The sequence below is a fragment of the Serratia sp. M24T3 genome (assembly GCF_000257645.1).
Lineage (GTDB): Bacteria > Pseudomonadota > Gammaproteobacteria > Enterobacterales > Enterobacteriaceae > Rouxiella.
Genome location: NZ_AJHJ01000045.1, coordinates 1 through 26340, shown reverse-complemented (window position 1 = coordinate 26340; position 26340 = coordinate 1). Strand labels below are relative to the sequence as shown.

Sequence of the window (26340 nt, the reverse complement as noted above, 5' to 3'; positions counted from 1 at the left end):
CTAAAAAAATGGCGGCCCACTGTGGCCGCCATCTTCATTATGATCCGCCGCGTGCCTGCTTGACTGCCAGACCCAGCTGCCACACTGCCATTGCATACTGCGTGCTGTGGTTGTAGCGCGTAATCGCGTAGAAGTTTGGTAAACCATACCAATACTGATAGCTCGTGCCCATATCCAGACGCAAAAGGCTAGCCTGCTGATAACCGCCAAGCGATCCGAGTGGCATCAGGCCCACTGAAGACAGCGTGGAGACGGAATACTTGGTTTGATAACCGTTTTCCAGCCCGGGCGCCTGTCCGCTGGCCTGCACCGCAACCGGCTCGCCACTGACCCAGCCATTCGCTTTAAAGTAATTGGCGACGCTACCGATAGCATCGATGGGGTCCCACAGGTTAATGTGCCCGTCACCGTCGAAATCTACCGCGAACTGTTTGAACGCTGACGGCATAAACTGCCCATAGCCCATCGCACCGGCAAATGAGCCGCGCAGCAACAGCGGATCGTCATTTTCAGACCGCGACATCAACAGGAAGGTTTCCAGCTCACCGGCAAAATAATCGGCACGGCGCGGGTAGTCAAACGCCAGCGTCGCCAGCGCATCGATGATACGCGTCTTGCCCATCACCCTGCCCCAACGAGTTTCAACACCGATAATCCCGACAATAATCTCCGGCGGCACGCCGTATTGCTGATAGGCACGCTGCAGCGCGTCCTGATACTGATCCCAGAAGGCGACGCCATTCTGCACGTTATCTGGCGTAATAAACTTGCCGCGATAACGGATCCACGCGCCATAAGGCCCTGAAGGCGGTAGCGTGGTCGGAGCCTGACGGTCCATCAAGCGCAATACCCAGTCCAGACGTTTCGTCTGGCCGAAAGTGTTTTGCAACTGCTGGCGGTCGAATCCGTGCTCGCGCACCATCTTGTCAATGAAGGCGTTCGCGGCTGGATTATCGGCAAAATCGCCATTGGCACCGTTGGTAAAGAAGCCATTCTGCGAAGGAGGATTTAAAAATCCGCCACTCGGGGCCGTGCCCTGCGCAGTATTATGTTTTGGCGTGCTGCTACAGGCTGAGAGCAGAACAACCATAGGAAGAAGGGTGGCCAGATAACGCATCAGACATCCGTTTGGCGATACAATAAAGGTAGATGATCATGTTAATGCATTGTTTGATTCGAACAAAAGGAATGTTTAAAGGATTTTAATCAAATTGCAGCAGGAATACTCCGTTGACAAAGAACCTGTCATTTTACGGCCCAAAACTATCAACCAAGGGCCGTGATAACTCATTGCCGACAGAGATTGACTCGAGAGGACTAGTTTTTCTTAACGAATTCAGATTTCAGCTTCATCGGTCCAAAACCATCAATTTTGCAGTCAATATTGTGATCACCTTCAACCAGGCGGATGCTTTTTACTTTGGTACCCATCTTCAAAGGTGTTGAGCTGCCTTTAACTTTGAGATCTTTGATAACCGTCACCGAATCGCCGTCGGCAAGCAGGTTTCCGTTGGCATCTTTAACTATCAATGATTCATCTTCTGCCCCTGCATTAGCATTGGCAGACCACTCATGTCCACATTCCGGGCAGTTTAACTGCTCGCCTTCCTGCCAGGTAAATTCAGAACTGCACTTTGGACAAGGGGGTAATGATTGCACGCTAACCTCTTAATAATTATTATAAAAAAAATGAAAACTCCGAAAATAAAAGACCACAATATTTGTCTGTCTTTATTTGAAAGGATTTTAGCTTTTTATGAGGTTTGTGCATACCCCGGCGGCCTTGCACGGGGTAATCAGCGATAGGATTTAACCGACCAACAGCGTTTTTGGCTCCAGGTAAGCAGAAAGCCCCCATTTACCCATTTCGCGGCCCAGGCCAGACTGCTTAACGCCGCCAAATGGCGCTTTTGGCTCATGCGCAAAGGTATTTACCAACACGCGGCCAGTCTCGATTTGCCGCGCCACGCTGATTCCGCGTTGCAAATCTCCGCTCAGAACGATGGCGTTCAAACCATAGGAAGTATCATTGGCGATGGCAATAGCATCGTCCTCATCCAGATAAGGAATGATCACCAGCACCGGTCCAAAAATTTCTTCACGGGCAATACGCATCTGATTGTTTGCACTGGTAAATATCGTAGGTTTTACCAGCCAGCCTTTGTCAAATCCCTGCGGACGCCCTTCGCCGCCAATCAGCACTTTAGCTCCCTCTTCAATGCCCAGACGAATATAACCCTGCACCCTTTCCCACTGTTTGCGGCTGACCATCGGCCCAATATCAGTGCTTTCATCGCGAGGATCGCCAGACTTAATGTAAGTAACAGCGAAAGCAAAAGCCTGTTCAAATTCACCTAAACGGCTTTGCGGCACCAGAATACGGGTTCCGGCAATACAGGCTTGACCACTATTGCCAAAACCGGCCATCAGCGCCATCGGCACGACCGTAGCGGCGTCTGCATCGTCAAGAATAATGGTCGGAGATTTGCCGCCGAGTTCAAGCGTCACTCTCTTAAGTGTCGCCGCGCTGCTCTCGACAATCCCCTTACCTACCGCCGTCGAGCCGGTAAAGGATATTTTGGCGATATCTGGGTGGCGACTGATTTCAGCACCGACGACATCACCACGGCCAGTGACAATATTGAAGACACCTGCTGGCAGCCCTGCCTTGTGCAGTGCCTGGGTGATGATTTGAGTCTGCATCGCACTCATTTCGCTAGGTTTAATGACCGCAGTACATCCAGCAGCCAGCGCCGTCGCCAGCTTGTTACAGATAAAACCGGCGTCGCTGTTCCATGGCGTAATCAATCCTGCCACTCCAACCGGAGAATAAATTACCTGCGCCGCTCCCGCCTGCTCTTCAAATTCGAAAGACTCCAGCGCTTCAATAGCCTGCAAAATTACGTCTGCCGGGTAAGTCGCCATCCAGCTAGAACGGGCGACAGGCGCGCCATATTCTTCGATAATCGCTTCTAACAGTTCGTTTTCGCACTCGACCACGGCAGCATGCATACGTGTCAGAAACTCAACTCGCTGTTGCTTAGTGGTGCGGGACCAGGCCGGAAACGCGGCTTTTGCAGCGGCAATCGCGGGCTGGGTATCTTCAACATCCGCCATTCGTACCGTGCCGATCACCTCCTCGGTCGCCGGATTAAACAGCTCAAACAACTCGGTGCCGTGCGGCGTGACAAATTCACCGTTGATATAGATTTTATCGATGTGCTGCATGATGTTCTCCTTTACGACGCCGAGCTGGCGTCTGCTTGATGACAAGGAGTATAAGAAGGCTTTGTTGCTCTGATAAGCGGGGTTATGCTGTACGGGGAATACCGAAAATCAGGATAATCTTTTATGCATCGCACCGGGCTAACAGAACTGGAAGTCACTCTGGCGGTTGCGCAGCGCAGCAGCTTTCGTGCGGCAGCCCGCGAGCTGGGTATGTCTGCCACGGCGGTCAGCAATGCCATAGCCGGTCTTGAGACACGGCTAAATATCAGGCTATTTAATCGCTCCACCCGCAGCGTTTCGCTGACCGAAGCCGGGCGTCGCTACGTCGAGCGCATCGCCCCGGCGCTGGCCGAAATCCAACGCGCGTCAGAAGAGATCAGCACTTTACCTGAAACGCCAACCGGCACATTGCGCATCAACGCCCCTCCTGAATCAGCCATGATTTTGTTTGAGCCGTTGCTGCGTGAATATTTGCAACGTTATCCGAATATGCGTCTGGATATTGCGACCGAGCCGCGAATGGTCGATATCATCGCCGAAGGGTTTGACGCCGGTATCCGCCTTGCCGAGTCTGTGCCGCAGGATATGATTGCCGTTCCCTTAACCCCTCCGATGAGGATGCTGATTGTCGGTAGCCCGGAATATTTCGCGGCTCGCGGCAAGCCGCAGTCACCGGACGATTTGGCGAATCATCTGGGCATTGGCATGCGCATGTCACACGGCGGGATTTATCACTGGGAGTTGGAGCGCCACCAGCAAAAGTTTACGATCAACATGCCCACCCGCGTCGTCCTCAATGAGTTACGCGCGATTCGACAGGCAGCGCGCAACGGTATCGGGCTGGCCTTTATTTCAAGCTGGTTCATAGAAAAAGACTTGGTCAATGGCAATCTACACAGCGTGCTCGAAGACTGGTGCCCATCGTTTGACGGGCTGCGCCTCTACTATTCCGGCCGCCGCCATATTCCGCCAGGATTGAAAGCGTTGATCGATTTGGTGCATGAACTGCGAGATCGCCAACGATCAGCAAGCGGTGTTTAAATCGGAATTAAAACGCATCGATCGATTTTGATATTTGCAAATCTTCGAGGCGCATTCCAGTTTACGGGTGTCAGTTTTGCCGTGCTTGGGCTACTATAGCAGCACAAAAATTTAAGAGTCTTCCAGATGTTAGCTCTATGAATTCACGCAATAAATTGATTTTTGTGATGTTGCCTCAGGGATGATTTTACGAACTTGCCGCAGGTCTGTTGGTCACAGTTCAAATCACAAAAACGTTAAAATTAAACAACTAAGAAACTAAGCGCATGAGTAATAGCGATAATTTAGATGCCCACACCCCCATGATGCAGCAGTATCTGCGTCTTAAGGCACAGAATCCTGAAATCCTGATGTTTTATCGGATGGGCGACTTTTATGAGTTGTTCTATGATGACGCCAAAAAAGCCTCCCAACTGCTGGAAATCTCGCTGACCAAGCGCGGCGCCTCCGCCGGTGAACCTATCCCGATGGCAGGTGTGCCTTATCATGCGGTTGAAGGCTATCTGGCCAAGCTGGTTAACCTCGGTGAATCAGTGGCTATCTGCGAACAAGTCGGCGATCCGGCATTGAGCAAAGGTCCGGTCGAGCGCAAAGTAGTTCGCATCGTAACTCCCGGTACTGTCAGTGACGAAGCCCTGCTCAGCGAACGCCAGGACAACCTTCTCGCTGCCATCTGGCAAGACGGGCGAGGTTTTGGCTACGCTACGCTGGATATCAGCTCGGGGCGTTTTCGCGTCGCCCAGCCGGCTGACCTTGAAACCATGGCCGCCGAGATCCAACGCACTAATCCGGCTGAACTTCTGTATCCGGAAAGCTTTGAATCGATGTCTCTTATCGATAACCGCCGTGGTCTGCGTCGCAGGCCGATGTGGGAATTTGAGTTAGAAACTGCCCGCCAGCAGTTGAACCTGCAGTTTGGCACCCGCGACCTTATCGGGTTCGGCGTCGAGCAGGCCACCCAGGCGTTACGTGCCGCAGGCTGTCTGCTGCAATACGTTAAAGATACTCAGCGCACTTCGCTGCCGCACATTCGTGGCGTTACCATGGAGCGCCAGCAGGACGGCATTATTATGGACGCCGCAACGCGCCGTAATCTTGAGCTGACTCAGAATCTGTCCGGCGGAGTTGAAAACACCCTGGCAGCGATCCTCGATCAAAGCGTGACGCCTATGGGCAGCCGCATGCTCAAGCGCTGGATCCACATGCCTACCCGTGATTTCAAAGTACTGAACAATCGCCAGCAGGCTGTGGGAGGGTTGCAAGATTTGACCGCCGATTTGCAACCGGTTCTGCGTCAGGTTGGCGATCTGGAACGAATTCTGGCTCGTCTGGCTCTGCGCAGTGCTCGCCCGCGCGATCTCGCCCGCATGCGGCATGCGCTGCAACAACTCCCTGAAATTCGCCTGATTCTAAAGTCTATCGACGTGCCGTATATCCAGACGCTGGTAGAACAGGCCGGCGAGTTTGACGAACTGATCGCCCTGCTTGAACACGCAATTATTGAGGCACCGCCGGTGCTGGTTCGCGATGGTGGCGTGATTGCTCCAGGTTATAACACCGAGCTGGATGAGTGGCGCGCCCTCGCCGATGGAGCAACGGATTATCTGGATCGTCTGGAAATCCGCGAACGTGAGAAGCTCGGTCTGGATACTTTGAAAGTCGGATTTAACGGCGTTCACGGCTATTACATTCAAATCAGCCGTGGGCAGAGTCATCTGGCCCCTATTCATTACGTGCGCCGCCAGACGCTGAAAAACGCCGAGCGTTATATCATTCCCGAGCTGAAAGAGTATGAAGACAAGGTCCTGACTTCAAAAGGCAAAGCCCTGTCTCTGGAAAAAGCTCTGTATGAAGAGTTGTTCGACCTGCTGATGCCGCATCTTCCTGCGCTGCAACAGAGCGCGGCTGCTCTTGCGGAAATCGACGTGCTGAACAATCTGGCCGAGCGCGCCTACACCCTGAATTATTGCTGCCCGACGCTGAGCGATAAGCCGGGGATTAATATTGTGGGCGGTCGCCATCCAGTGGTCGAGCAGGTGCTTAGCGAACCCTTTATTTCCAACCCGTTGCAGATGTCACCACAGCGCCGAATGCTGATTATTACTGGCCCAAACATGGGCGGTAAAAGTACTTATATGCGTCAGGCAGCGTTGATCGCCTTAATGGCGCACATCGGCAGCTTCGTGCCCGCCGAGCAGGCGACATTAGGCCCTATCGATCGCATTTTCACCCGCGTAGGTGCAGCGGATGATCTGGCTTCGGGTCGTTCAACCTTTATGGTGGAAATGACTGAAACGGCCAATATCCTGCACAACGCCACTGAAAATAGCCTGGTGCTGATGGATGAAATTGGACGCGGCACGTCGACCTATGACGGACTGTCACTGGCCTGGGCCTGCGCGGAAAATCTGGCAAGCCGTATTAAAGCAATGACCCTTTTCGCTACCCACTATTTCGAGCTAACCACGCTGCCGGAAAAAATGGAAGGCACGGTAAATATTCATCTGGATGCCGTCGAGCATGGCGATACTATCGCCTTTATGCACAGCGTGCAGGAAGGAGCGGCCAGCAAGAGTTATGGCCTGGCAGTAGCGGCACTGGCGGGGGTTCCGCGTGAGGTAATCAAACGCGCGAAGCAGAAACTTAAAGAGCTGGAAACATTGTCGAACAACGCGGCGTCCAGCAAAGTGGATGGCCCACAGTTGCCTTTGCTGAGCGAGGAAGTTTCTCCGGCAGTTGAGGCGTTGGAGGCACTAGACGCTGATTCCCTGTCGCCAAGGCAAGCGCTGGAATGGATCTACCGTCTCAAAACCATGCTGTGACGGATAACTTGAAATGAAAAAAGGTGGGCAATCAGATTGCCCACCTTTTTTTATGCTGCTTAGCTGTGTTTCGTTAAACCATCGACTCAATTGGATCGTCGTAAAACTGGTTCTGTTTAGTACAAATCATTCACGAAACTAGCCATGCAAGAAGCTACTTGCCCGTAAAACTAATTATTCACGAAACAGTGCTTCGATGCTCAGACCTTGACCCTGCAAAATTTCACGCAGGCGACGCAATCCTTCAACTTGAATCTGACGAACACGTTCACGCGTAAGACCGATTTCTCGACCGACATCCTCAAGGGTTGCCGCTTCATAGCCCAACAGGCCGAAACGACGCGCCAGGACTTCACGCTGCTTGGCATTCAGCTCGTACAACCACTTAACGATGCTGTGTTTCATATCATCGTCTTGCGTTGTATCTTCCGGACCGTTCTCTTTCTCATCCGCCAGAATATCTAACAGCGCCTTTTCAGAGTCACCACCCAACGGGGTATCTACAGAAGTAATACGCTCATTCAGGCGCAGCATACGGCTGACGTCATGGACCGGTTTGTCGAGCTGCTCTGCAATTTCTTCAGCACTTGGCTCATGATCAAGCTTGTGTGCCAATTCACGCGCAGTACGCAGGTAAACGTTCAATTCTTTAACGATGTGAATCGGCAAACGAATAGTACGGGTTTGATTCATGATCGCCCGTTCAATCGTCTGGCGGATCCACCAGGTTGCGTAAGTTGAGAATCTAAAACCGCGTTCAGGGTCAAATTTCTCTACCGCACGGATCAGGCCGAGGTTACCCTCTTCAATGAGATCCAGCAGTGCCAGGCCGCGATTACTGTAGCGGCGCGCAATTTTAACCACTAAACGCAGGTTACTTTCGATCATGCGGCGACGGGATGGAACATCACCTCGCAGCGCACGTCGTGCAAAATAGACTTCCTCTTCTGCGGTTAGCAGAGGAGAGTAACCAATTTCACCAAGGTACAGTTGAGTTGCATCCAGCACTCTTTGGCTTACAGCCTGCGAAAGTAACTCTTCTTCTGCTTCAGAAGCGTCAATCTCAACAGACTCCTCGACGGTTGCTTTCTCTTCGTCAAAGGCTTCAGCGCTGTTCTCGTCGAAATCTACATCATCGTGTAACTCGTTAACTTTCAGCGTATTCTGACTCATAAGCTGCTCCTACCCGTGGTCCCAAGGACAGAATCGGAGACTCTGCCCGGCTTATCGCTGCGGAAGATAACGCAGCGGGTTTACGGATTTCCCCTTGTAACGAATTTCAAAATGTAATCTTACTGAGCTGGTTCCGGTGCTACCCATCGTCGCTATTTTTTGTCCCGCCTGCACTTCTTGTTGTTCCCGGACCAGCATTGAATCATTGTGTGCATAGGCGCTCAAGTAATCATCATTGTGTTTGATGATGATTAGATTACCGTAACCACGAAGCGCATTGCCTGCATAAACTACGCGCCCACTGGCGGTTGCCAATACAGGTTGACCTCGCGAACCGGCTATATCGATACCTTTATTTCCACCTTCAGAGGCAGAGAAGTTATCGATAATTTTCCCGTTAGTCGGCCATCTCCAAGAGGAAACTGGACCGCCATTGTCTGTGGTGCTTTCAACGGGGGTAGTCGGTGCGGTAACAGGGGCTGTTGTCGTAGCGACAACGCCTGCTGTAGGCAACATATGACCTACATTCTGTTTACTTGAAGTTTCAGAATACGTGGTAGTTGGTTGAGATGCAACCACTGTCCCTTGCATCATGCCACCGGATGGCGCTTGTGGGACCCCTCCGTGAGTCGCATCGGTTGCCACCAACGTACCGCTGCCAGAGCTCGCCTCGGAAGAAACATTATTGATTTGAATCTTTTGTCCAACTTCAAGGCCGTAAGGTTGCGGGATATTGTTGCGCGCCGCGAGATCACGGAAGTCATTGCCGGTTATCCAGGCAATATAAAAGAGTGTGTCGCCGCGCTTGACGGTATACGTTTTACCGTTATAGCTGCCTTTAGGAATACTGTTATAACTTCGGTTATAAACGATGTGTCCCTGGGCGTTAATCATCGGGGCATTATCAACAGAATTTGGAGCCGCCTGCGCGCCATAATTAGGAGTAATCTGACCTCCAGAATTGCTGCGCAGCATGCCTCCACCGTTGTTTACGCTGCTAATTGGAGCAGTTGTCGAGGCATTATTGGAACATCCCGCGAGCCAGGCACCAACAAATGTACATACCGCAATGCGGCTTAAGGTTTTAATTGGGCTTCCCGTGCTCATAACTCCCCCATGACGGCAATATCAGAATCTATCGCGGCTCAGGCCAGACGCTGCCTGGCTCCATTTGGAACCTTATAGCAACGTAAGGCATACCGTTAACCTGCTGGCTGAACACTGGTCAGCCCGATGGCGATAGTTAAAAAAACTGTGGCAATAAAAAACTGTAGTGAATGCTATCAACAACGCAACTTAAGCACCATAAATCAGTTGTATTTAAATTTTAAGGGCTTAGTGTCCGACAGAGCGAAAAACAAGCGTCAGGCAAGCTCGCCTTTGACTAAAGGAACAAAACGCACGGCTTCAATAGTTTCAATTGTAAAATCGTTGGCTCGTCGCTGGATACGTTGCAAAGTCTGATTTTGCTCACCCACGGGCAAAACCATGATCCCGCCTTCGGCAAGCTGGGTTATCAGATCCTGAGGAATTTCTGGAGGGGCCGCGGTCACGATAATAGCGTCAAAAGGGCCGCGCGAAGGCCACCCTTCCCAACCATCGCCGTGGCGGGTGGAAATATTGTGCAGATCCAGCTGCTTAAGCCGACGCTTCGCCTGCCATTGCAGGCCTTTAATACGCTCTACGGAAAATACGTGCTCAACCAGATGCGCCAAAATAGCCGTCTGGTATCCCGAGCCGGTGCCAATCTCCAGCACTCGCGACTGCGGCGTCAGGCGCAACAGTTCTGTCATGCGAGCTACGGTATAAGGCTGAGAGATAGTTTGTCCAAGGCCGATAGGCAACGCGGTATTTTCATAAGCTTTATGCTGAAACGCCTCATCAACGAAGCGCTCGCGCGGCACAGTTTCCATCGCGTGCAGCAGATTCTCATCCGAGATGCCCTGTTTTCGCAGCTGTTCCAGCAAATTGTACATCGGCTTAATCACCATTCCCGTTCACCTCGGCTTTGGCTAACCATGTTCTGACGGTTTCTTGCGCCGCATAGGCCGTCAGATCGACGTGCAGAGGGGTTATTGATACATATCCCTGTGCTACGGCGGCAAAGTCAGTATCCGGCGCAATATCGAATTTCTCGCCGGGCGGACCAATCCAGTACATATCATGACCACGCGGGTCTTGCTGACAAAATACCTGTTCTGCCGGATGACGGCTACCGCAGCGTGTGACGCGATAGCCTTTAATTTGACCCAAAGGCAGATCAGGAACATTAATATTGAGGATACGACCGGTGTGCAAAGGCTCGGAGGCCAACATTTTTACAATACGGCAGGTGATTGCCGCAGCAGTGTCGTAATGCCGGTTGCCATCGAGGGAAACGGCAACCGCCGGATAACCGAGATGACGCCCTTCCATCGCGGCTGCAACGGTGCCGGAGTAAATGACATCATCGCCCAGATTCGGTCCGGCATTAATACCGGAAACCACGATATCCGGTCGCGGACGCATCAGGGAATTGACCCCCAGATAAACACAGTCCGTTGGCGTGCCGTTGATCACTGCCGTATCGCCATTGGCATTTTTTTGAATGCGCAGCGGCGAGTCCAGCGTCAGCGCATTGGAAGCGCCGCTGCGATTTCTGTCAGGTGCAACGAGGGTAACCTCGGCAAACTCACGCAGTGCCGAGGCTAGCGCCTGAATCCCAGGAGCGGTAACGCCATCATCATTACTCAGTAATATCCGTATCAGGGATGTCATGCGTTATTCTCCACGCCAGGTCTTATTCGCTAATGTCGGCTTCGCCTGCATCTTGTCCCATCAGTTCTCTGACAAGACTGGTGGCAAAGCTGCCTGCCGGAAGCCAAAACTTAAGTTCTAGCGTCGCGTCATCCACAGTTCGCCATGCGAGATCTCTTGGATGCAGCATAACTGCGCGGCGCGCGGGTTCAACCCGTTCGCGTTTAAGCAGGGACAACAATGCCGTTTGGTCCTCTATGCAGCCCAGTTCAAATAGTTCAGCATCTTGCTGCGACCCCAGCGGGCCATCGCCCGGCAGTGGCGCCGTGATCAGCAAATCACCGCTGGCGACGCGCGATTGCACCGACTCCAGCTCTTCTTCTTTAGCAACAAACCAGCTGCCGCGGCCGCTAAGCTGTAGGGCATCACCCAGCATGGCTTCAGTCATCAAACCTCGAGCAAGTCGCTCACTGGCAACGATATTAAACATCGCGCTGCGGCTCGCCGAGAGGTAAAAGCTGCGCTTCGGACGTTCTTTAACACGAATTTCGTCTTTCGCCCAACGGGTGGCCATTACCAGGTTATTGCCACCGCGTCCGAAGCGCTGCACGCCGAAATAGTTTGGTACACCCTGAGAAACAATTTTCTCCAGACGTTGCTGCACGTCGGCCAAATCAGTGAGATCACGCAGCACCAGAGTAAACAGGTTGCCTTTCAACGTGCCGATACGCATCTTTTTCAGATGACGAGCGTGACGTACAACCTCACAACCCTCCAGCTGAAACTGACTCAGGTCCGGCGTTTCTTTACCGGGCAAATGTACACAGAACCACTGCTCGGTCACAGCATGACGGTCTTTCAACCCGGCATAGCTCACAGAACGAGGATGAACACCAGCAAAGCGCGCTAACTGTTCGGCAACAAACTGGGTATTACAGCCGGTTTTACGGATGCGAACCAGCAAATGCTCGCCCTCGCCGTCCGGCTCAAAACCGAGGTCTTCTTCAACGATGAAATCCTCTGCATTGGCCTTGAGCGTACCGGTGGAAAGCGGCTTGCCGTACAGCCAGGTCAGATTATTCATATCCACGGCGTCAGTCCTTGATCAACAAGGCAACAGCTTCACAGGCAATGCCTTCGCCACGACCGGTAAATCCAAGCTTCTCGGTAGTGGTTGCTTTTACGTTGACGTCGTCCATGTGACAGCCAAGGTCTTCGGCGATAAATACGCGCATCTGTGGAATGTGCGGCAGCATTTTCGGGGCCTGGGCGATAATAGTTATGTCGATATTGCCAAGACGGTAACCTTTGGCTTTGATCTGGCGGTAGGCTTCACGCAGCAGTTCGCGGCTGTCGGCACCTTTATAGGCCGGGTCGGTGTCAGGGAACAGTTTGCCGATATCGCCCAGCGCCGCAGCGCCAAGCAGGGCATCAGTTGCCGCGTGCAGGGCAACGTCACCGTCGGAGTGTGCCAGTAATCCCCGATCAAAAGGGATGCGCACACCGCCGATCACCAGAGGGCCTTCGCCTCCAAATGCATGAACATCAAAACCGTGACCGATACGCATTACGCGCTCTCCTCTTGGTGCAACTGAGTTAAATAGAATGCTGCCAGTGCCAGATCTTCTGGACGGGTAACTTTAATATTATCGGATCTTCCAGCCACCAGCTCGGGATGATAGCCACAGTGCTCCAGCGCAGAGGCTTCGTCAGTAACGATCGCGCCTTCCGCAAGCGCGCGGGCGAGGCAGGTTTTAAGCAGATCCAATGGGAAAAATTGTGGCGTAAGCGCGTGCCAAAGATCTTGTCTATCGACAGTATGGGCAATTTTTTCAATGCCCGGCTCGCCGCGCTTCATGGTGTCTCGCACCGGTGCGGCAAGAATACCGCCGATTTTACTGTGTGCGCTGATTGCCAGCAGTCGATTGAGATCATCAATGTGCAAACACGGCCTTGCTGCATCGTGGACCAGCACCCATTCGGCATCACCGGCGTGTTGCAGCCCAGCCATTACTGAATCGGCACGCTGTGCGCCACCGGTCACCACCTTGACGCGCGGGTCGCTGGCAATCGGCAGTTGAGCAAAAAAGGTGTCCTTTGGACTAATGGCAACAATAACTTTCTGCACGCGAGGGCTGCGCAGCAACGCGCCAACAGCATGCTCAAGCAGCGTTTTACCCTCAATGGTCAGATATTGTTTTGGAAGTTCGCTTTGCATGCGGCTGCCAATACCGGCTGCGGGCAATACCGCGACGATATCGGCCGAGGAGACGGCTGTGTGACTCATGGATTATTGTTGATTCTTACTTGCGTTGTGTTGGAAGCCTGACTGTGCTTATTTTGGTCTGGCACAAGGCGATAGAAACTCTCGCCAGGCTTAATCATGCCTAGCTCGTTGCGTGCGCGTTCCTCAATCGCCTCCTGACCACCGTTAAGGTCGTCAATCTCTGCGAAGAGTTGGTCATTGCGTGATTTAAGTTTGATGTTGCTGCCTTGTTGCACTTCAACATCGTCGTTAACCCGCACGTAATCGTGAATACCATTCTTACCCAGCCACAGCGAATACTGTAGCCAGCCAAGTACAATCAATAATAGCAGCGTTAATTTGCCCATTCCGCCCCCTGAAAAAGCCGCTCAATCATCCCACAACTTTCACTCTGACTCCACACTGAAGGGGAAATTGACATGCAGATTAGGAGTTAAGTTAGGAATAAGCACAAGAATGACACAATGGTTTACAACAGTGCGGAGAAAAACGGCATAAATTTGAGGGTAAATTCGTCAGTTTACGAAACTGTGGCCAGACGATGCGGTAAGTTACCAACCGCTGAGAAATGAGAAGACCATCCAGAACACGCACATCACGGCAAGCCCTGTTAACGGTAATGCTTTCAACAAGCTGCCATTGAACAAAGTGCTAAACGCAATGCCGATAAGCACGGAGATTGGCATTAAAGCCAGAAAAAATGGCCAAGTATAAAGCAGGAAAAACAGCGTATTGGAACCGTAGACGATAAAAGGGATTGCCAATGCCAGCCAGAAAAACACAAAACCGGTACAGCCACCCAGCATGGAGTAGGATGGATCTTCCTTTTCCTCTGCTTCTGGCCTCTTACCGGTTATGTCGTTGAAAAATTGACTTAACGTTTGCATTGTTCAACCCCCTATTGGCTCGCTGTAAACTGACACGCTGTTTGGCGTTTTTGTCAGTAACACTTAGGAGTTGATAATACCTCTACGACGTAACACAGCTAATAATTGCGGGACTAAATTTGTTACTAATTGTTCACCATCAAGATGCACATCGGCCTGCAATGGCGCTTCGTAAACCGAGTCTATCCCGGTGAAGTTTTTCAGCTCTCCGGCACGGGCTTTTTTGTATAAACCTTTAGGATCGCGCGCCTCGCAGATCTCGATCGGCGTATCGACAAATACCTCGATAAACTCCCCGTTATCCAGTAACTCACGCACCATTTCACGTTCGGCACGATGTGGCGATATGAACGCAGTCAAGACGACCTGACCAGCATCGACCATCAGTTTGGCAACCTCACCCACGCGGCGAATGTTTTCACGGCGATCGTCATCTGAAAAACCCAGATCGCGACAAAGCCCGTGTCTTACATTGTCACCATCTAGCAGGTAAGTGCTGACGCCAAGGCTAAACAAGGCCTGTTCCAGCGCGCCGGCTACAGTGGATTTACCCGAGCCTGACAGCCCGGTAAACCACAGTACCGCGCCGCGATGCCCGTGCTGCTTTTCGCGATCCGCACGCGTCACCGCGTGCGGATGCCAGACGATATTTTCGTCTTGCAGAGCCATATTATTTTCCACCCAACAGGTCGCGAGCGCCCCAGTGTGGGAAGTGGCGGCGAACCAGTGCGTTAAGTTCAAGTTCGAATGCGCTAAAAGCGCCATTATCCTGGTAAACCTGCTCAAGTGCTTCACGCACCAGACCTGCGCCGACAGTCACGTTGGTCAGGCGATCGATAAAGATCAGTCCGCCTGTGACCGCGTTTTGCTGGTAGTTATCCAGCACCAGCGGCTCATCAAACGCCAGCTCGACCAGCCCGATACCGTTCAGAGGCAGGCTTTCGACAACGCGCTGAGTCAGTGAGTTGATTTCCACCTGATATTCGATGTTTTCTACCCGCGCACGGGCTTTCTTGCCACCGACCTTAATGTCATAGCTTTGACCAACGCTCAGTGGCTGTTCGGCCATCCACACCACGTCAACTTTAGCATTTTGAACCGCTTTCACCGTTTCGCTGGCATCAACCAGCAGGTCGCCACGGCTGATATCTACCTCGGTTTCCAGCACCAGCGTAATCGCCTCACCGGCCCAGGCTTCCTGCAGATCGCCATCGAAAGTTACAATACGTGCCACGGTAGACTCAACGCCGGACGGCAATACCTTGATTTTCTGACCGACGCGCACCGAACCCGAGGCCAGCGTACCCGCATAACCACGGAAATCGAGGTTTGGACGGTTAACGTATTGCACCGGGAAGCGCATCGGCTGCTGCTCGCGGATATTAATGACATTAACGGTTTCCAGCACGTCGAGCAGCGTTGGCCCAGTGTACCACGGCATCTTCTCACTCTGGCTGGCAACGTTGTCACCTTCAAGGGCTGACAGCGGCACAAATTTAATATCCAGATCGGTCGGCAGCTGCTGGGCAAAATCGAGATAATCTTGCTTGAACTGCTCGAATACCGCTTCGCTGTAATCCACCAGATCCATTTTATTCACTGCCACTACCAGGTGGCGGATACCCAGCAGCGTAGCGATAAAGCTGTGACGACGGGTCTGATCCAGCACGCCTTTACGGGCGTCAATCAGCAGGATAGCCAGGTCGCAGGTTGAAGCACCGGTTGCCATGTTACGAGTGTACTGCTCGTGCCCCGGCGTATCGGCAATAATAAATTTACGTTTTTCGGTGGAAAAATAGCGATAGGCCACGTCGATGGTGATGCCCTGCTCGCGCTCGGCCTGCAAACCGTCCACCAGCAGCGCAAGGTCAATCTTCTCGCCCTGAGTGCCGTGACGTTTGCTGTCATTGTGCAGCGAAGACAGCTGGTCTTCGTAAATCTGGCGCGTGTCGTGCAGCAGGCGGCCTATTAGCGTACTTTTGCCATCGTCGACACTGCCGCAGGTCAGGAAGCGCAGCAGACTTTTGTGCTGTTGAGAGTGCAGGTAAGCTTCAACGCCACCCTGCTCGGCGATTTGTTGTGCAATTGCGTTATTCATTGTCCGTGCTCCTTAGAAATACCCTTGACGCTTTTTAAGCTCCATCGAACCCGCCTGATCGCGGTCGATGGCACGCCCCTGACGCTCGCTGGTGGTAGAAACCAGCATCTCTTCGATGATTTCCGGCAGCGATTGTGCTTCGGACTCCACCGCGCCGGTCAGCGGCCAGCATCCCAGGGTACGGAAACGAACCATTTTTTCTTCAATCTGCTCACCCGGCTGTAAATCAATACGATCGTCGTCGACCATCAGCAGCATGCCGTCACGCTCAAGAACCGGGCGCGGCGCGGCCAGATATAGAGGAACGATCTCGATATTTTCCAGATAAATGTACTGCCAGATATCCAGCTCGGTCCAGTTGGACAGCGGAAATACGCGGATACTTTCACCCTTGTTAATCTGACCGTTATAGTTGTGCCACAGCTCAGGACGCTGATTTTTCGGGTCCCAGCGATGGAAACGGTCACGGAACGAGTAGATACGCTCTTTGGCACGAGACTTTTCTTCGTCACGACGCGCGCCACCGAAGGCAGCGTCAAAGCCGTATTTATTCAGCGCCTGCTTCAAGCCCTCGGTTTTCATGATGTCGGTATGTTTGGCACTGCCGTGAACAAACGGGTTGATGCCCATCGCCACGCCTTCCGGATTTTTGTGCACCAGCAGCTCAAAACCGTAGTTTTTAGCGGTACGATCGCGGAACTCGTACATCTCCTTGAATTTCCAGCCGGTATCAACGTGCAGCAGCGGAAATGGCAGCGTGCCCGGGTAAAAGGCCTTGCGCGCCAAATGGAGCATTACCGAAGAGTCTTTGCCGATGGAATACATCATCACCGGGTTCGCGAATTCAGCCGCAACTTCGCGGATGATATGAATGCTTTCCGCCTCCAGCTGTCGTAAATGGGTGAGTCGTTTTTCGTCCATATCAGATCCTTAAGCCAAATTCACGACCGACGGGCGCTGGGCACCGGCAGTCTCTGGATGATGCCCAAACCAGGCGAGTTGGTGATGAAGTTCAGCGACTTCACCGATCACCAGCAGGGCCGGTGAAGGCGCCTGTTGGGCTAATTGTTCTAGATTTTCCAATGTTCCGGTCAGCACTTGTTGATCGGGACGCGTGCCACGACCAATCACCGCCACTGGCGTATCCGCTGCGCGCCCGTGAGCAATAAGGTTACGGCTGATGTCCGAAGCTTTCATCGCGCCCATATAAATCGCCAGCGTCTGCTGCCCTCGGGCAAGCTCGGACCATTGCAGGCCATTGCCATCGGTGCGAATCTGGCCGGTAATAAACATCACGCTCTGCGCGCGCTCACGGTGAGTCAAAGGAATACCCGCATAGGCCGTTGCGCCCGCTGCGGCAGTAATGCCCGGCACCACCTGAAAAGGAATACCCGCCGCGGCGACAACTTCCAACTCTTCGCCGCCGCGACCAAAAATAAACGGGTCACCGCCTTTCAGCCTGACCACTTTTTTTCCCTGTTTGGCCAGTTCGACCAGCAGACGATTGGTCTCTTCCTGCATCACCAGATGATTCCCGGCGCGTTTGCCGACACAGATTTTCTCCGCGTCGCGGCGCACCAGATCCAGCACCTCCGCGCTGACCAGGAAGTCATAGAGCACCACATCGGCCTGCTGCATCACCTGTAAACCTCGCAGAGTGAGCAGTCCGGGATCGCCAGGACCGGCTCCAACCAGAGTCACCATGCCCTGATGAGTGGCGTCGTCTGGCGCGTCGATTAATTGTTGTAACGCCAACTCGGCTTCCTTGAACTGCCCCCCGGCGGTCAAAGAAGCGAATTTGCCGTCAAATGCCTGTTCCCAGAAACGGCGACGCGCAGACATCATGCCAAAGCGCTGCTTGACCCGCGATCGCCAGCTTCCTGCGATTTCTGCCATCTTGCCCAAACTGGCAGGCAGCAGTGTTTCTAGCTTTTCACGCAGCATTCTTGCAAGCACAGGGGCTTGCCCGCTGGAAGAAATCGCGACCACAATCGGTGAACGATCGACGATAGACGGGAAGATAAATGAACACTTGGGCTGATCGTCAACCACGTTGGCCAGCACCCGGCGCACGTTTGCTTCCTCGTAGACCTCGGCGTTTAGCAGCGGATCGTCAGTCGCCGCAATGACCAGAAAAACGTCGTCGAGCTGCTCGGCAATGAACGACTCTGCCAGCCATTGAATGGCCGACTGCTGGTGTAAATGTTCGACTTCCGAGGAAAGTGATTGTGCAACAACCCGCACTTCCGCACCTGCGCGCAGAAGGAGATCAATTTTTCGTGCAGCCACTTCTCCGCCGCCAACAACCAACACCGGACGTTGTTTAAGATCGGCAAATATAGGGAGATAGTCCACAGCAACCTTTTAGCATAAGTAAATCCATAATATGACTATACGGCTTGGCCGCGATCCATATGAAATGATGAAATGGAATGATTAGTTCCAGAATGGAATATAGCCCCGAAATAGCTCGTTTTGAGAAAACACTAAATTGTTAATTTATCCGCTGAATCGCATACTATGCCCTGACTTTCCAAGGACGCCTGATAAGGATTTTTAGTATGCTCTTTCTTCGCCACGTAGCGCGTTCAGCCTTGCTTTTGACGCTAGGCGGCCTTTATGCAACCGGTGCCGTGGGCCAATCTTTAAAAACTCAGCCAGTCGGACACATTGCCGAGCAACAAACGCGACATATCGCCACCTATTTTCCCGGACGCATGGCCGGAAGCCCGGCCGAGATTATTGCCGCGGATTATCTGAATCAAAGTCTGAGCAAAATGGGTTACCAAAGTCACCTGCACGCTTTTGATGCCCGCTTTCTTTATACCAGTCAGAACGGTCGCCAAAACTGGCACAGTGTTCACGCCACTTCAGTGATCGCCGACCGCGCCGGCAAAGTGCCGCAGCAAATCGTGGTCATGGCGCATTTCGATACTTATCTGCCACAAAGTGACGCCGACAGTGACCACAACCTTGGCGGCCTGACGCTGCAAGGTGTCGATGACAACGCGTCTGGCGTCGGCGCGATGCTCGAACTGGCCGAGCGGATGAGCAAAGTCTCTACCCATTACAGCCTGCGTTTTGTGGCGCTGAGCGCTCAGGAAGCAGGAGAGCAAGGGGCGAAAGATTATCTTGCTTCGCTCAGCCCGGAAGAAAAAAAGCGCACGCTACTGGTGATCAATATTAATTCGCTGATCGTCGGCGATCGGCTGTATTTCAACAGCGGCCTCAACACTTCATCGGCAGTGGCCAAGCTGTCGCGCGATAAAGCGCTAAACTTCGCTCGGCGCATGGGCATCGCCGCGACTACCAGCCCCACCGGCACCAGCTGCTGTGAAGGACTAGAGGCTTTGGACAGCGAACATATTCCTCTGTTGCTAGTTTCTGCCAGCGACTGGGGATTAGGCAAAAAAGACGGTCAGCAGCAGCGCTCTGTCAGCAAGTATTTCCCCGACGGCACCAGCCGCTATCAGGGGCAAATCGACAATCTGCAATATCTCGATCGGATCTTGCCGGGACGGATCGCCAGACGAGAAAAAGACAGCGTAAAAATTCTGCTGCCTTTACTTAAAGAGTTAGCCAATCCGTCTATTCGCTCCTGAATGTTAGCGCCAGGGATGGGGGCAAACGGCCGCGCAATTACTCGTGCAATCCGCACTCGCGTTTTAGGCCGAAGAAACGGGTATCTTCCTCCTTCATGCCCTCTTCCCACTTCTTCGTGGTGTGCGTATCGCCAACCGACAGATAGCCCTGATCCCACAGCGGGTGATAGCTCAGTCCGTGCTGCTTGAGGTATTGGAAGATCTGACGGTTGTCCCAGTCGATGATTGGCAGGATTTTAAACCCCCCGCGCTGCACCGCCAGCACCGGCAAATGCGCCCGGCTGCCCGACTGTTCGCGACGCAGACCGGCGAACCAAGTCTGCACGCCCAGCGTTTGCACCGCGCGGTTCATCGGCTCAACCTTGTTAATCAAATTATATTTCTCAATGCCCTCGACGCCCTGCTCCCAAAGTTTGCCGTAGCGCGCTTCCTGCCAGGCGGCAGAATGCTCGGCACGAAAAACCTTAAGGTTGAGATTAAGCTGTTCGGTTAAAGAATCGATAAACTGATAGGTTTCCGGGAACAGATATCCGGTGTCAGTGAGGATAACCGGAATATCAGGTTTCTGGCGGGTGACCAGATGCAAACATACCGCCGCCTGAATCCCAAAACTTGACGATAAAGTGAACTCGCCCGGCAGATTTTCCAACGCCCAGCCAACACGTTCTTCCGCCGAAAGTTTTTCCAGCTGGCCGTTGATTTCGGCCAGGGCCAATGCCTGCCCGGACTTGGGCAGAGCATTTAATTCTGTAAGGGAGAGTGCTGTCATATCGCCTCCTGTCAGTCGTAAAAGTCGCGTGCCGGATCAAGCACCGGCTTGATGATTCCAGCGCGGATCACGTAATCGCCGAAGCCTTCATTCGCCGTGCGTTCTTTCGCCCAACGACCAACCAGCTCATCGATAATCGCCAGAATCTCTACATCGCTGATATTTTCGCGATACATACGCGGAATACGTGTACCTTCGCGGTTACCGCCCAGATGCAGGTTATAACGGTTCATGGCTTTACCGACTAACCCGATTTCAGCCAGTAGCGCACGACCACAGCCGTTAGGGCAGCCGGTCACGCGCAGTACAATGTGTTCTTTGCCGACACCGTGCCGATGCATGATGCCTTCGACCTGGGTCACAAACTCCGGCAGGAACCGTTCAGCTTCAGCCATCGCCAGCGGACAGGTTGGATAAGACACGCAGGCCATCGAGTTTTTACGCTGCTCGGTGACGCTGTCATCGATTAACCCATGATTCCGTGCCAGGGTTTCGATCGCATCTTTATCTTTCTCGCTCACACCCGCAATAATCAGGTTCTGGTTCGCCGTAAGACGGAAATCGCCTTGGTGAATACGGGCAATCTCGGCCAGACCGGTTTTAAGCGGACGCCCCGGATAATCCAAAATACGCCCATTCTCGATAAACAGTGTCAGGTGCCACTGATTGTCGATGCCTTTTACCCAGCCGATGCGATCGCCACGCCCGGTGAATTCGTAGGGACGGACGTCGCCAAAGGTAATTTCGGCACGTTTCTCGACTTCAGCCTTGAAGGTCTCAACACCGACGCGTTCAAGAGTGTATTTAGTTTTGGCATTCTTGCGATTGGTACGATTACCCCAATCGCGCTGGGTGGTCACGACGGCTTCTGCCACGGCCAGCGTTTTATCCAATGGAATAAAGCCCAGCTCGCTGGCGGTGCGTGCATAAGTTGCCTTGTCGCCGTGAGCAATTGACAGGCCGCCGCCGACCAGCACGTTAAAGCCAACCAGCTTGCCGTTCTCGGCAATCGCGACAAAATTCAGGTCATTGGCGTGCAAATCCACGTCGTTCTGCGGCGGGATAACCACAGTCGTCTTAAATTTACGCGGCAGATAAGTCGAGCCTAGAATCGGCTCTTCGTCAGTGGTCTCAACCTTTTCCTGATCCAGCCAGACTTCTGCATAGGCACGAGTGCGCGGCAACAGGTGCTCGGAAATTTTCTTCGCCCACTGCCAGGCTTCATAATGCAGCTCTGACTCCACCGGGTTCGAAGTACACAGCACGTTACGGTTAACGTCATTGGCGGTCGCCAGCGCGTCGAGTCCCAGTTTGTTGAGCAACTGATGCACCGGCTTGACGTTCTGCTTCAAAATACCGTGAAACTGGAAGGTCTGACGGTTGGTAATACGGATACTGCCGTAAATAGTGCTGTCTTCGGCAAACTTGTCGATACCCAGCCATTGCTCAGGCGTCATCACTCCGCCCGGCAGGCGGCAGCGCAGCATCATTGCGTGGCGCGGTTCGAGTTTTTGCTCGGCACGTTCGGCACGAATATCACGGTCATCCTGCTGGTACATGCCGTGAAAACGGATCAGCAGGAAGTTATCGCCATTAAAACCGCCGGTCAGGCCGTCAGACAGGTCTTCGGTAATAGTGCCACGCAGGAAATTACTTTCTTTTTTAAGGCGTTCTGCGTCAGTCAACTTGCCTTCGACCACCAAAGGTCCGGGATGTTTTTCGTTCATAATTTCGTTGCTCATTAATAGACATCTCGCTGATAGCGACGCTCAAAGCGCAGGTCACTCAAGAATTCATCGGCGGCTTCAAGGCTCATCGAACCATGCTCGGCGATAAGCTCGAGCAGTGTCTGTTCTACGTCTTTTGCCATACGGTTTGCATCACCGCAGACATAAATATGCGCGCCTTCCTGCAGCCATTGCCAGACCTCGGCACCTTTGGCGCGAATTTTGTCCTGCACATAAACCTTCTCGGACTGATCACGAGACCAAGCCAGATCGATATTGGTCAGCAGACCGTCTTTGACGTAGCGCTGCCATTCAACCTGATACAGGAAATCATCGGTAAAGTGCGGATTACCGAAGAACAGCCAGTTTTTGCCGCCTGCTCCGTCGTTGTCGCGCTGCTGCATAAAGGCGCGGAACGGCGCGATACCGGTTCCTGGGCCAATCATGATGACCGGCGTTTCGGAGTCGGCCGGTAGTCGGAAGTTATCGTTGTGCTCAATAAACACGCGGACTTCACCCTCTTCTTCCAGACGATCGGACAAATAGCCAGAAGCACCACCGCTGCGGGCGCGGCCGTCAATGTCGTAGCGCACTACGCCTACAGTAATGTGCACTTCGGTATCCGTTTCGGCCTGCGACGAGGCGATAGAATACAGGCGCGGCGTCAGTGGACGCAGCAGGTCGATTAGCTGTTGCGGCTGCAGCTCGGTCGGCGCACGGCGAACCATGTCTACAAACGGCGTGCTGTGGGCGTACTTTTGCAGCGCGCTCTTGTCAGTCAGCAGCGCCAGCAGATCGGTATCGCGACAAACCGCGGCATACTTATCGACAATCACCGTGGTGTTTTGCGTCAGTTCGATGTGATGCTGAAGCGCGTCAATCAACGGCAGGCTTTTGCCGTTAATATCGACAGGCTCATCGCCCTTCAACCACAACAGCTCAACGAGTTCTTTGACCAGAGCAGGATCGTTTTCAAACCATACGCCCAACGCATCGCCCGGCTGATAACGCAGGCCAGAATCACCCAAATCTATTTCAATATGACGAACGTCTTTGTCAGAATCACGACCGGTGATTTTTTGATTCACTGCCAGCAGCGCGGTCAGCGGCTCTTCCTTGGTGTATGGGCTGCTATCGACCAGATTAACATTACCGGCAACCGATGCCGCCTGAGCAACCGGCGATTCCGCAGGAACACGTTTTTTCAACGCTTCAACCACGCGCTGGATCCAGTCGGTGGCCAGATCCTGATATTCAACGTCAGCGTCAACGCGGTCGAGCAAACGCTCTGCGCCCAGCTCGCCCAGACGGGTATCAAAATCCTTGCCCGCCTGACAGAAGAATTCGTAAGAAGTATCGCCGAGGCCAAACACTGCAAACGCGCTGTCAGCCATATTGGGCGCTTTCTTGGACATCAGGAATTTGTGCAGCGCAACCGCCTCTTCGGCTGGTTCGCCCTCGCCCTGAGTAGAGGCGACTAACAGCAACAGTTTCTCCTGGCCTATCTGCTTGAACTTGTAGTCGCCCGCATTAACCAGATTAACATTAAGCTTAGCTGCAACCAGTGCATCGCGCAGTTGTTCAGCCAGACGGCGCGCATTACCGGTCTGCGAAGCAGAAATCAGAGTAATCGACGCCGCCGCGGCAACGGGAGCTGGCGCTGCTACCGCGCCCGGCTGCTGGTTGGTCAATCCCCAAAAATAACCTGAAAGCCAGGCCAATTGGGTCGGCGAGTATTCACCAATCGCCGATTGCAGCCGTGCCATTTGCTCCGGGTTCAAGGGGAGCAAAGAAGTAGGAGGTGCCTGAGTCGTCATCGCGGTACGAATTCCCTTATTGCTTCAGCCAGTGTCTATGGGCCGTTAGATGGTTAAGAGTTTGATAGCTTGTAAGGTTAACCAGCAGGATCATAACAATTAAATAAGTGATGGGAATATTAAATAACCATAATGACTAAGTGTTTTTTCAGATAGGATCAATCGTTAAAAGTGGTAAAGCAACCTTTATAGGCTACTGAAATAACTAATAAAAAAATCAGGGTTATTCTGTGGCAATAAAATTAGGCTTATAAATGAGAAAGCCCCGCATTTGCGGGGCTGAAAATATCTTGCGGTTCACAGGTTTGCAGTCAAGCAGACAAGCTTTTAGGGATTGAATTCGTGTTGCTGCTCGAAGCGCGAGAACTGACCGGCAGCGTAAATCGACATTTTACTGTCGCTGTGGCCGATGTCCGGCAGCGCAACAAAGTGCCAGTTAAACGGCATGTAATTTTGTTCCGCCTGCTGCTGCGAAGTAGTGAAGAAGTTTTCCGCCCGCTCCAGTCGATTGGTTCCCTGCGCCATCGCACCTTTTGAGTGGCGCAACAGGCGGTTTTCCGCATCGTCATCACTGTTGCCGACCGCAATCAGAATCGGTTTCGCAAAGTAAGCGGCGAGTTGCGTCTGGTCCACTTTTATCGGCGACGCACGCAGACCGTAAGGCCAGCGCTGATCGGTATCTGGCAGCGTCCACCAGCCCGCACCGGCGCAAATAGCCGCTTTGACCTGCGGCTGAGGGAGCAGCGTCAGCATGCGATGCACAAACTGGCACCCCGCGCTGCTGCCGAAAAGGTAATACTGTGACTGCGTGGTAATGCCCTGCTGATGCATGGCGTTGAAGATATCATTGACCACAGTAAAGCCCCACTGCGATTTCGGCAGGCGGCGATGGGTTTTCAGGTCCTGAATATTGCCTAACGGATAACCATAACTACCCGGAAAATCCTGCTCGGTGAATCGCGGCACCACAATGCGGAAATGATATTGATCGGCCACCTTGATCCAGTCATTTCGATCAGCTGAAGCGTTACGGTCAATGCCTGTCATTGCCATAATGATTGGCGTGCTGGCATCAGTGCCTTCGGGCTGATAGGTATAGATCTCAAGCGGCTTTTTATTACCACCGATTGGAAAATAGAAACTTCCGGTGCCGTCAGCCAAAGTCTTTACCACAATTCCGGCGGGCTTGGCGGCGGCTTTTGTCGGAACAGGTTTTACCGACGCCGTTTTTGCCGCTGCTGTATTTGACTGTGCGGACCTGGCTGGAACAGGAGTCGCTACACTGCCAGACTGTGGAGCAACTGTTGTTGCCGGAGCAGCGGTTGTTGTCGGAGCAACTGGCGTTGTTGATGCCGAGGCAGCAGCAGCCGGTGCCGCAGGAGCACTATCTTTTGCCGCCGCAGCATCGTTCGCTGCAGGCAAAATGTTGGTGGTCGATGAATTATCGGCTTCCACTGCTGCTGAAAAAACCAGCAACAACACGGCCAAACGCAGCGCTCTAATCATTCACTATCTCAATAGGTTAGTTCTAACGCTCCCAATGTAAGTCATCGGGTCATCAGGAGTAAATACACCAAAGTACAATAACTGTATATTCGCAGAGCAGATAACTCATGGCGTAACGGGCCGCTTTCCGTTAATATGCCGCGTTTTTTGCAGTCAACGAGACAGTGTCATGACCACTACATTATTTAAAGATTTTATGTTCGAAGCCGCTCATCACCTGCCTCACGTTCCCGCAGGGCACAAGTGCGGCCGCCTGCATGGGCACTCATTTGCCGTGCGTCTGGAGATTACGGGCGAAGTTGATGCGCATACTGGCTGGGTAATGGATTTTGCCGAGCTTAAAGCCGCGTTCGCGCCGACGCTAGACAGCCTGGATCACTATTATCTTAATGATATTCCGGGTCTTGAGAATCCAACCAGCGAAGTGCTGGCCAAGTGGATCTGGGACAAGATGAAACCTCACCTTCCCCTGCTTAGCGCTGTGCGTATTAAAGAGACCTGCACCGCCGGCTGCGTTTATCGCGGTTAATCTGCCTGCCCAGAAATATCCTCAAGCTCACAAAATATCTGTAAGCCCACCAACAGTACCAATCTTCAAAGCCATTGGTGCTGTGGCAGGGTGCAATGCGCGCAAGTCCCGATGAGCTGACAAAAGTCAGTGATTCGGG

General features: G+C 52.9%; 24 protein-coding genes. 4 read left to right on the top strand and 20 right to left on the bottom strand.

What is annotated here, in order from left to right; all coding sequences use genetic code 11:
* Positions 1-37: 37 nt before the first annotated feature.
* From mltB to SPM24T3_RS21900, 3 genes are all read right to left on the bottom strand, one after another.
* A complete protein-coding gene (mltB, locus tag SPM24T3_RS21910) occupies positions 38-1117 on the bottom strand; it encodes a lytic murein transglycosylase B (RefSeq protein ID WP_009639023.1) in 1080 nt (359 codons plus the stop codon).
* Between the two features lie 200 nt (positions 1118-1317).
* Positions 1318-1659: a zinc ribbon domain-containing protein YjdM gene (locus SPM24T3_RS21905; protein ID WP_009639022.1), complete on the bottom strand. Its 342-nt coding sequence runs from the start codon at positions 1657-1659 to the stop codon at positions 1318-1320.
* A 150-nt stretch (positions 1660-1809) separates the two neighbouring features.
* The gene (locus SPM24T3_RS21900) at positions 1810-3228 is read right to left on the bottom strand and encodes an aldehyde dehydrogenase family protein (RefSeq protein WP_009639021.1); all 1419 of its coding nucleotides are present in this window, start codon (positions 3226-3228) and stop codon (positions 1810-1812) included.
* Positions 3229-3351: 123 nt separating this feature from the next.
* On the opposite strand from SPM24T3_RS21900, the gene SPM24T3_RS21895 reads away from it, so the two are divergent.
* Together SPM24T3_RS21895 and mutS are read left to right on the top strand one after the other, a co-directional pair.
* Positions 3352-4269, top strand: coding sequence for a LysR family transcriptional regulator (locus tag SPM24T3_RS21895; RefSeq protein WP_009639020.1), 918 nt, complete (start codon positions 3352-3354; stop codon positions 4267-4269).
* A gap of 266 nt (positions 4270-4535) precedes the next feature.
* Positions 4536-7091, top strand: a complete 2556-nt coding sequence (gene mutS, locus SPM24T3_RS21890; RefSeq protein WP_009639019.1) for a DNA mismatch repair protein MutS — start codon at positions 4536-4538, stop codon at positions 7089-7091.
* A 174-nt stretch (positions 7092-7265) separates the two neighbouring features.
* Here mutS and rpoS read toward each other — a convergent pair whose 3' ends face one another.
* The 13 genes from rpoS to cysG form a co-directional block, all read right to left on the bottom strand.
* Positions 7266-8264 (bottom strand): RNA polymerase sigma factor RpoS, encoded by a 999-nt coding sequence (gene rpoS, locus SPM24T3_RS21885; RefSeq protein WP_009639018.1) that lies wholly within the window; start codon positions 8262-8264, stop codon positions 7266-7268.
* 51 nt (positions 8265-8315) lie between these two features.
* Positions 8316-9371 (bottom strand): murein hydrolase activator NlpD, encoded by a 1056-nt coding sequence (gene nlpD / locus SPM24T3_RS21880; RefSeq protein WP_009639017.1) that lies wholly within the window; start codon positions 9369-9371, stop codon positions 8316-8318.
* 257 nt (positions 9372-9628) lie between these two features.
* Complete coding sequence (locus tag SPM24T3_RS21875) at positions 9629-10255, bottom strand: protein-L-isoaspartate(D-aspartate) O-methyltransferase (RefSeq protein ID WP_009639016.1); 627 nt, start codon at positions 10253-10255, stop codon at positions 9629-9631.
* On the bottom strand, positions 10245-11012 hold the full coding sequence (gene surE, locus SPM24T3_RS21870; RefSeq protein ID WP_086013246.1) for a 5'/3'-nucleotidase SurE: 768 nt from the start codon (positions 11010-11012) through the stop codon (positions 10245-10247). The genes SPM24T3_RS21875 and surE overlap by 11 nt, the downstream gene beginning before the upstream one ends.
* Before the next feature lie 31 nt (positions 11013-11043).
* On the bottom strand, positions 11044-12090 hold the full coding sequence (gene truD / locus SPM24T3_RS21865; RefSeq protein WP_009639014.1) for a tRNA pseudouridine(13) synthase TruD: 1047 nt from the start codon (positions 12088-12090) through the stop codon (positions 11044-11046).
* 4 nt (positions 12091-12094) lie between these two features.
* Positions 12095-12568, bottom strand: a complete 474-nt coding sequence (ispF, locus tag SPM24T3_RS21860; protein ID WP_009639013.1) for a 2-C-methyl-D-erythritol 2,4-cyclodiphosphate synthase — start codon at positions 12566-12568, stop codon at positions 12095-12097.
* Positions 12568-13287, bottom strand: a complete 720-nt coding sequence (gene ispD, locus SPM24T3_RS21855) for a 2-C-methyl-D-erythritol 4-phosphate cytidylyltransferase (protein WP_009639012.1) — start codon at positions 13285-13287, stop codon at positions 12568-12570. The genes ispF and ispD overlap by 1 nt, the downstream gene beginning before the upstream one ends.
* The gene (gene ftsB / locus SPM24T3_RS21850; RefSeq protein ID WP_009639011.1) at positions 13284-13613 is read right to left on the bottom strand and encodes a cell division protein FtsB; all 330 of its coding nucleotides are present in this window, start codon (positions 13611-13613) and stop codon (positions 13284-13286) included. The genes ispD and ftsB overlap by 4 nt, the downstream gene beginning before the upstream one ends.
* A gap of 204 nt (positions 13614-13817) precedes the next feature.
* Entirely contained in the window at positions 13818-14153 is a 336-nt protein-coding gene (locus SPM24T3_RS21845) for a DUF3561 family protein (RefSeq protein WP_037379460.1), read from the bottom strand.
* Between the two features lie 63 nt (positions 14154-14216).
* Positions 14217-14822, bottom strand: a complete 606-nt coding sequence (gene cysC, locus SPM24T3_RS21840) for an adenylyl-sulfate kinase (RefSeq protein ID WP_009639009.1) — start codon at positions 14820-14822, stop codon at positions 14217-14219.
* A 1-nt stretch (position 14823) separates the two neighbouring features.
* Positions 14824-16251 carry a sulfate adenylyltransferase subunit CysN gene (cysN, locus tag SPM24T3_RS21835; protein ID WP_009639008.1) on the bottom strand — a complete coding sequence of 476 codons (1428 nt, stop codon included), beginning with the start codon at positions 16249-16251 and terminating at the stop codon, positions 14824-14826.
* 12 nt (positions 16252-16263) lie between these two features.
* Positions 16264-17172, bottom strand: coding sequence for a sulfate adenylyltransferase subunit CysD (gene cysD, locus SPM24T3_RS21830; protein WP_009639007.1), 909 nt, complete (start codon positions 17170-17172; stop codon positions 16264-16266).
* Positions 17173-17181: 9 nt separating this feature from the next.
* Positions 17182-18606, bottom strand: coding sequence for a siroheme synthase CysG (cysG, locus tag SPM24T3_RS21825; RefSeq protein ID WP_009639006.1), 1425 nt, complete (start codon positions 18604-18606; stop codon positions 17182-17184).
* 206 nt (positions 18607-18812) lie between these two features.
* Between cysG and SPM24T3_RS21820 the strand changes: the two genes are divergently transcribed.
* Complete coding sequence (locus SPM24T3_RS21820; protein WP_009639005.1) at positions 18813-19853, top strand: aminopeptidase; 1041 nt, start codon at positions 18813-18815, stop codon at positions 19851-19853.
* 37 nt (positions 19854-19890) lie between these two features.
* Here SPM24T3_RS21820 and SPM24T3_RS21815 read toward each other — a convergent pair whose 3' ends face one another.
* The 4 genes from SPM24T3_RS21815 to SPM24T3_RS21800 all read right to left on the bottom strand — a co-directional run bounded on the left by SPM24T3_RS21815 (position 19891) and on the right by SPM24T3_RS21800 (position 25672).
* Positions 19891-20622, bottom strand: coding sequence for a phosphoadenylyl-sulfate reductase (locus tag SPM24T3_RS21815; RefSeq protein WP_009639004.1), 732 nt, complete (start codon positions 20620-20622; stop codon positions 19891-19893).
* An 11-nt stretch (positions 20623-20633) separates the two neighbouring features.
* On the bottom strand, positions 20634-22349 hold the full coding sequence (gene cysI, locus SPM24T3_RS21810) for an assimilatory sulfite reductase (NADPH) hemoprotein subunit (protein ID WP_009639003.1): 1716 nt from the start codon (positions 22347-22349) through the stop codon (positions 20634-20636).
* 14 nt (positions 22350-22363) lie between these two features.
* Positions 22364-24166, bottom strand: a complete 1803-nt coding sequence (cysJ, locus tag SPM24T3_RS21805) for an NADPH-dependent assimilatory sulfite reductase flavoprotein subunit (protein WP_009639002.1) — start codon at positions 24164-24166, stop codon at positions 22364-22366.
* 327 nt (positions 24167-24493) lie between these two features.
* Positions 24494-25672, bottom strand: a complete 1179-nt coding sequence (locus SPM24T3_RS21800; protein ID WP_009639001.1) for a hypothetical protein — start codon at positions 25670-25672, stop codon at positions 24494-24496.
* 169 nt (positions 25673-25841) lie between these two features.
* Between SPM24T3_RS21800 and queD the strand changes: the two genes are divergently transcribed.
* Positions 25842-26201, top strand: coding sequence for a 6-carboxytetrahydropterin synthase QueD (gene queD / locus SPM24T3_RS21795; RefSeq protein WP_009639000.1), 360 nt, complete (start codon positions 25842-25844; stop codon positions 26199-26201).
* Positions 26202-26340: the final 139 nt, after the last annotated feature.

Bases quoted from the DNA above. Each gene is read 5' to 3' on its own strand.
- mltB (WP_009639023.1), bottom strand. From the start codon at position 1,117: ATGCGTTATCTGGCCACCCTTCTTCCTATGGTTGTTCTGCTCTCAGCC.
- SPM24T3_RS21900 (WP_009639021.1), bottom strand. From the start codon at position 3,228: ATGCAGCACATCGATAAAATCTATATCAACGGTGAATTTGTCACGCCG.
- SPM24T3_RS21895 (WP_009639020.1), top strand. From the start codon at position 3,352: ATGCATCGCACCGGGCTAACAGAACTGGAAGTCACTCTGGCGGTTGCG.
- mutS (WP_009639019.1), top strand. From the start codon at position 4,536: ATGAGTAATAGCGATAATTTAGATGCCCACACCCCCATGATGCAGCAG.
- rpoS (WP_009639018.1), bottom strand. From the start codon at position 8,264: ATGAGTCAGAATACGCTGAAAGTTAACGAGTTACACGATGATGTAGAT.
- nlpD (WP_009639017.1), bottom strand. From the start codon at position 9,371: ATGAGCACGGGAAGCCCAATTAAAACCTTAAGCCGCATTGCGGTATGT.
- SPM24T3_RS21875 (WP_009639016.1), bottom strand. From the start codon at position 10,255: ATGGTGATTAAGCCGATGTACAATTTGCTGGAACAGCTGCGAAAACAG.
- ispF (WP_009639013.1), bottom strand. From the start codon at position 12,568: ATGCGTATCGGTCACGGTTTTGATGTTCATGCATTTGGAGGCGAAGGC.
- ispD (WP_009639012.1), bottom strand. From the start codon at position 13,287: ATGAGTCACACAGCCGTCTCCTCGGCCGATATCGTCGCGGTATTGCCC.
- ftsB (WP_009639011.1), bottom strand. From the start codon at position 13,613: ATGGGCAAATTAACGCTGCTATTATTGATTGTACTTGGCTGGCTACAG.
- SPM24T3_RS21845 (WP_037379460.1), bottom strand. From the start codon at position 14,153: ATGCAAACGTTAAGTCAATTTTTCAACGACATAACCGGTAAGAGGCCA.
- cysC (WP_009639009.1), bottom strand. From the start codon at position 14,822: ATGGCTCTGCAAGACGAAAATATCGTCTGGCATCCGCACGCGGTGACG.
- cysN (WP_009639008.1), bottom strand. From the start codon at position 16,251: ATGAATAACGCAATTGCACAACAAATCGCCGAGCAGGGTGGCGTTGAA.
- cysD (WP_009639007.1), bottom strand. From the start codon at position 17,172: ATGGACGAAAAACGACTCACCCATTTACGACAGCTGGAGGCGGAAAGC.
- SPM24T3_RS21820 (WP_009639005.1), top strand. From the start codon at position 18,813: ATGCTCTTTCTTCGCCACGTAGCGCGTTCAGCCTTGCTTTTGACGCTA.
- SPM24T3_RS21815 (WP_009639004.1), bottom strand. From the start codon at position 20,622: ATGACAGCACTCTCCCTTACAGAATTAAATGCTCTGCCCAAGTCCGGG.
- cysI (WP_009639003.1), bottom strand. From the start codon at position 22,349: ATGAACGAAAAACATCCCGGACCTTTGGTGGTCGAAGGCAAGTTGACT.
- cysJ (WP_009639002.1), bottom strand. From the start codon at position 24,166: ATGACGACTCAGGCACCTCCTACTTCTTTGCTCCCCTTGAACCCGGAG.
- SPM24T3_RS21800 (WP_009639001.1), bottom strand. From the start codon at position 25,672: ATGATTAGAGCGCTGCGTTTGGCCGTGTTGTTGCTGGTTTTTTCAGCA.
- queD (WP_009639000.1), top strand. From the start codon at position 25,842: ATGACCACTACATTATTTAAAGATTTTATGTTCGAAGCCGCTCATCAC.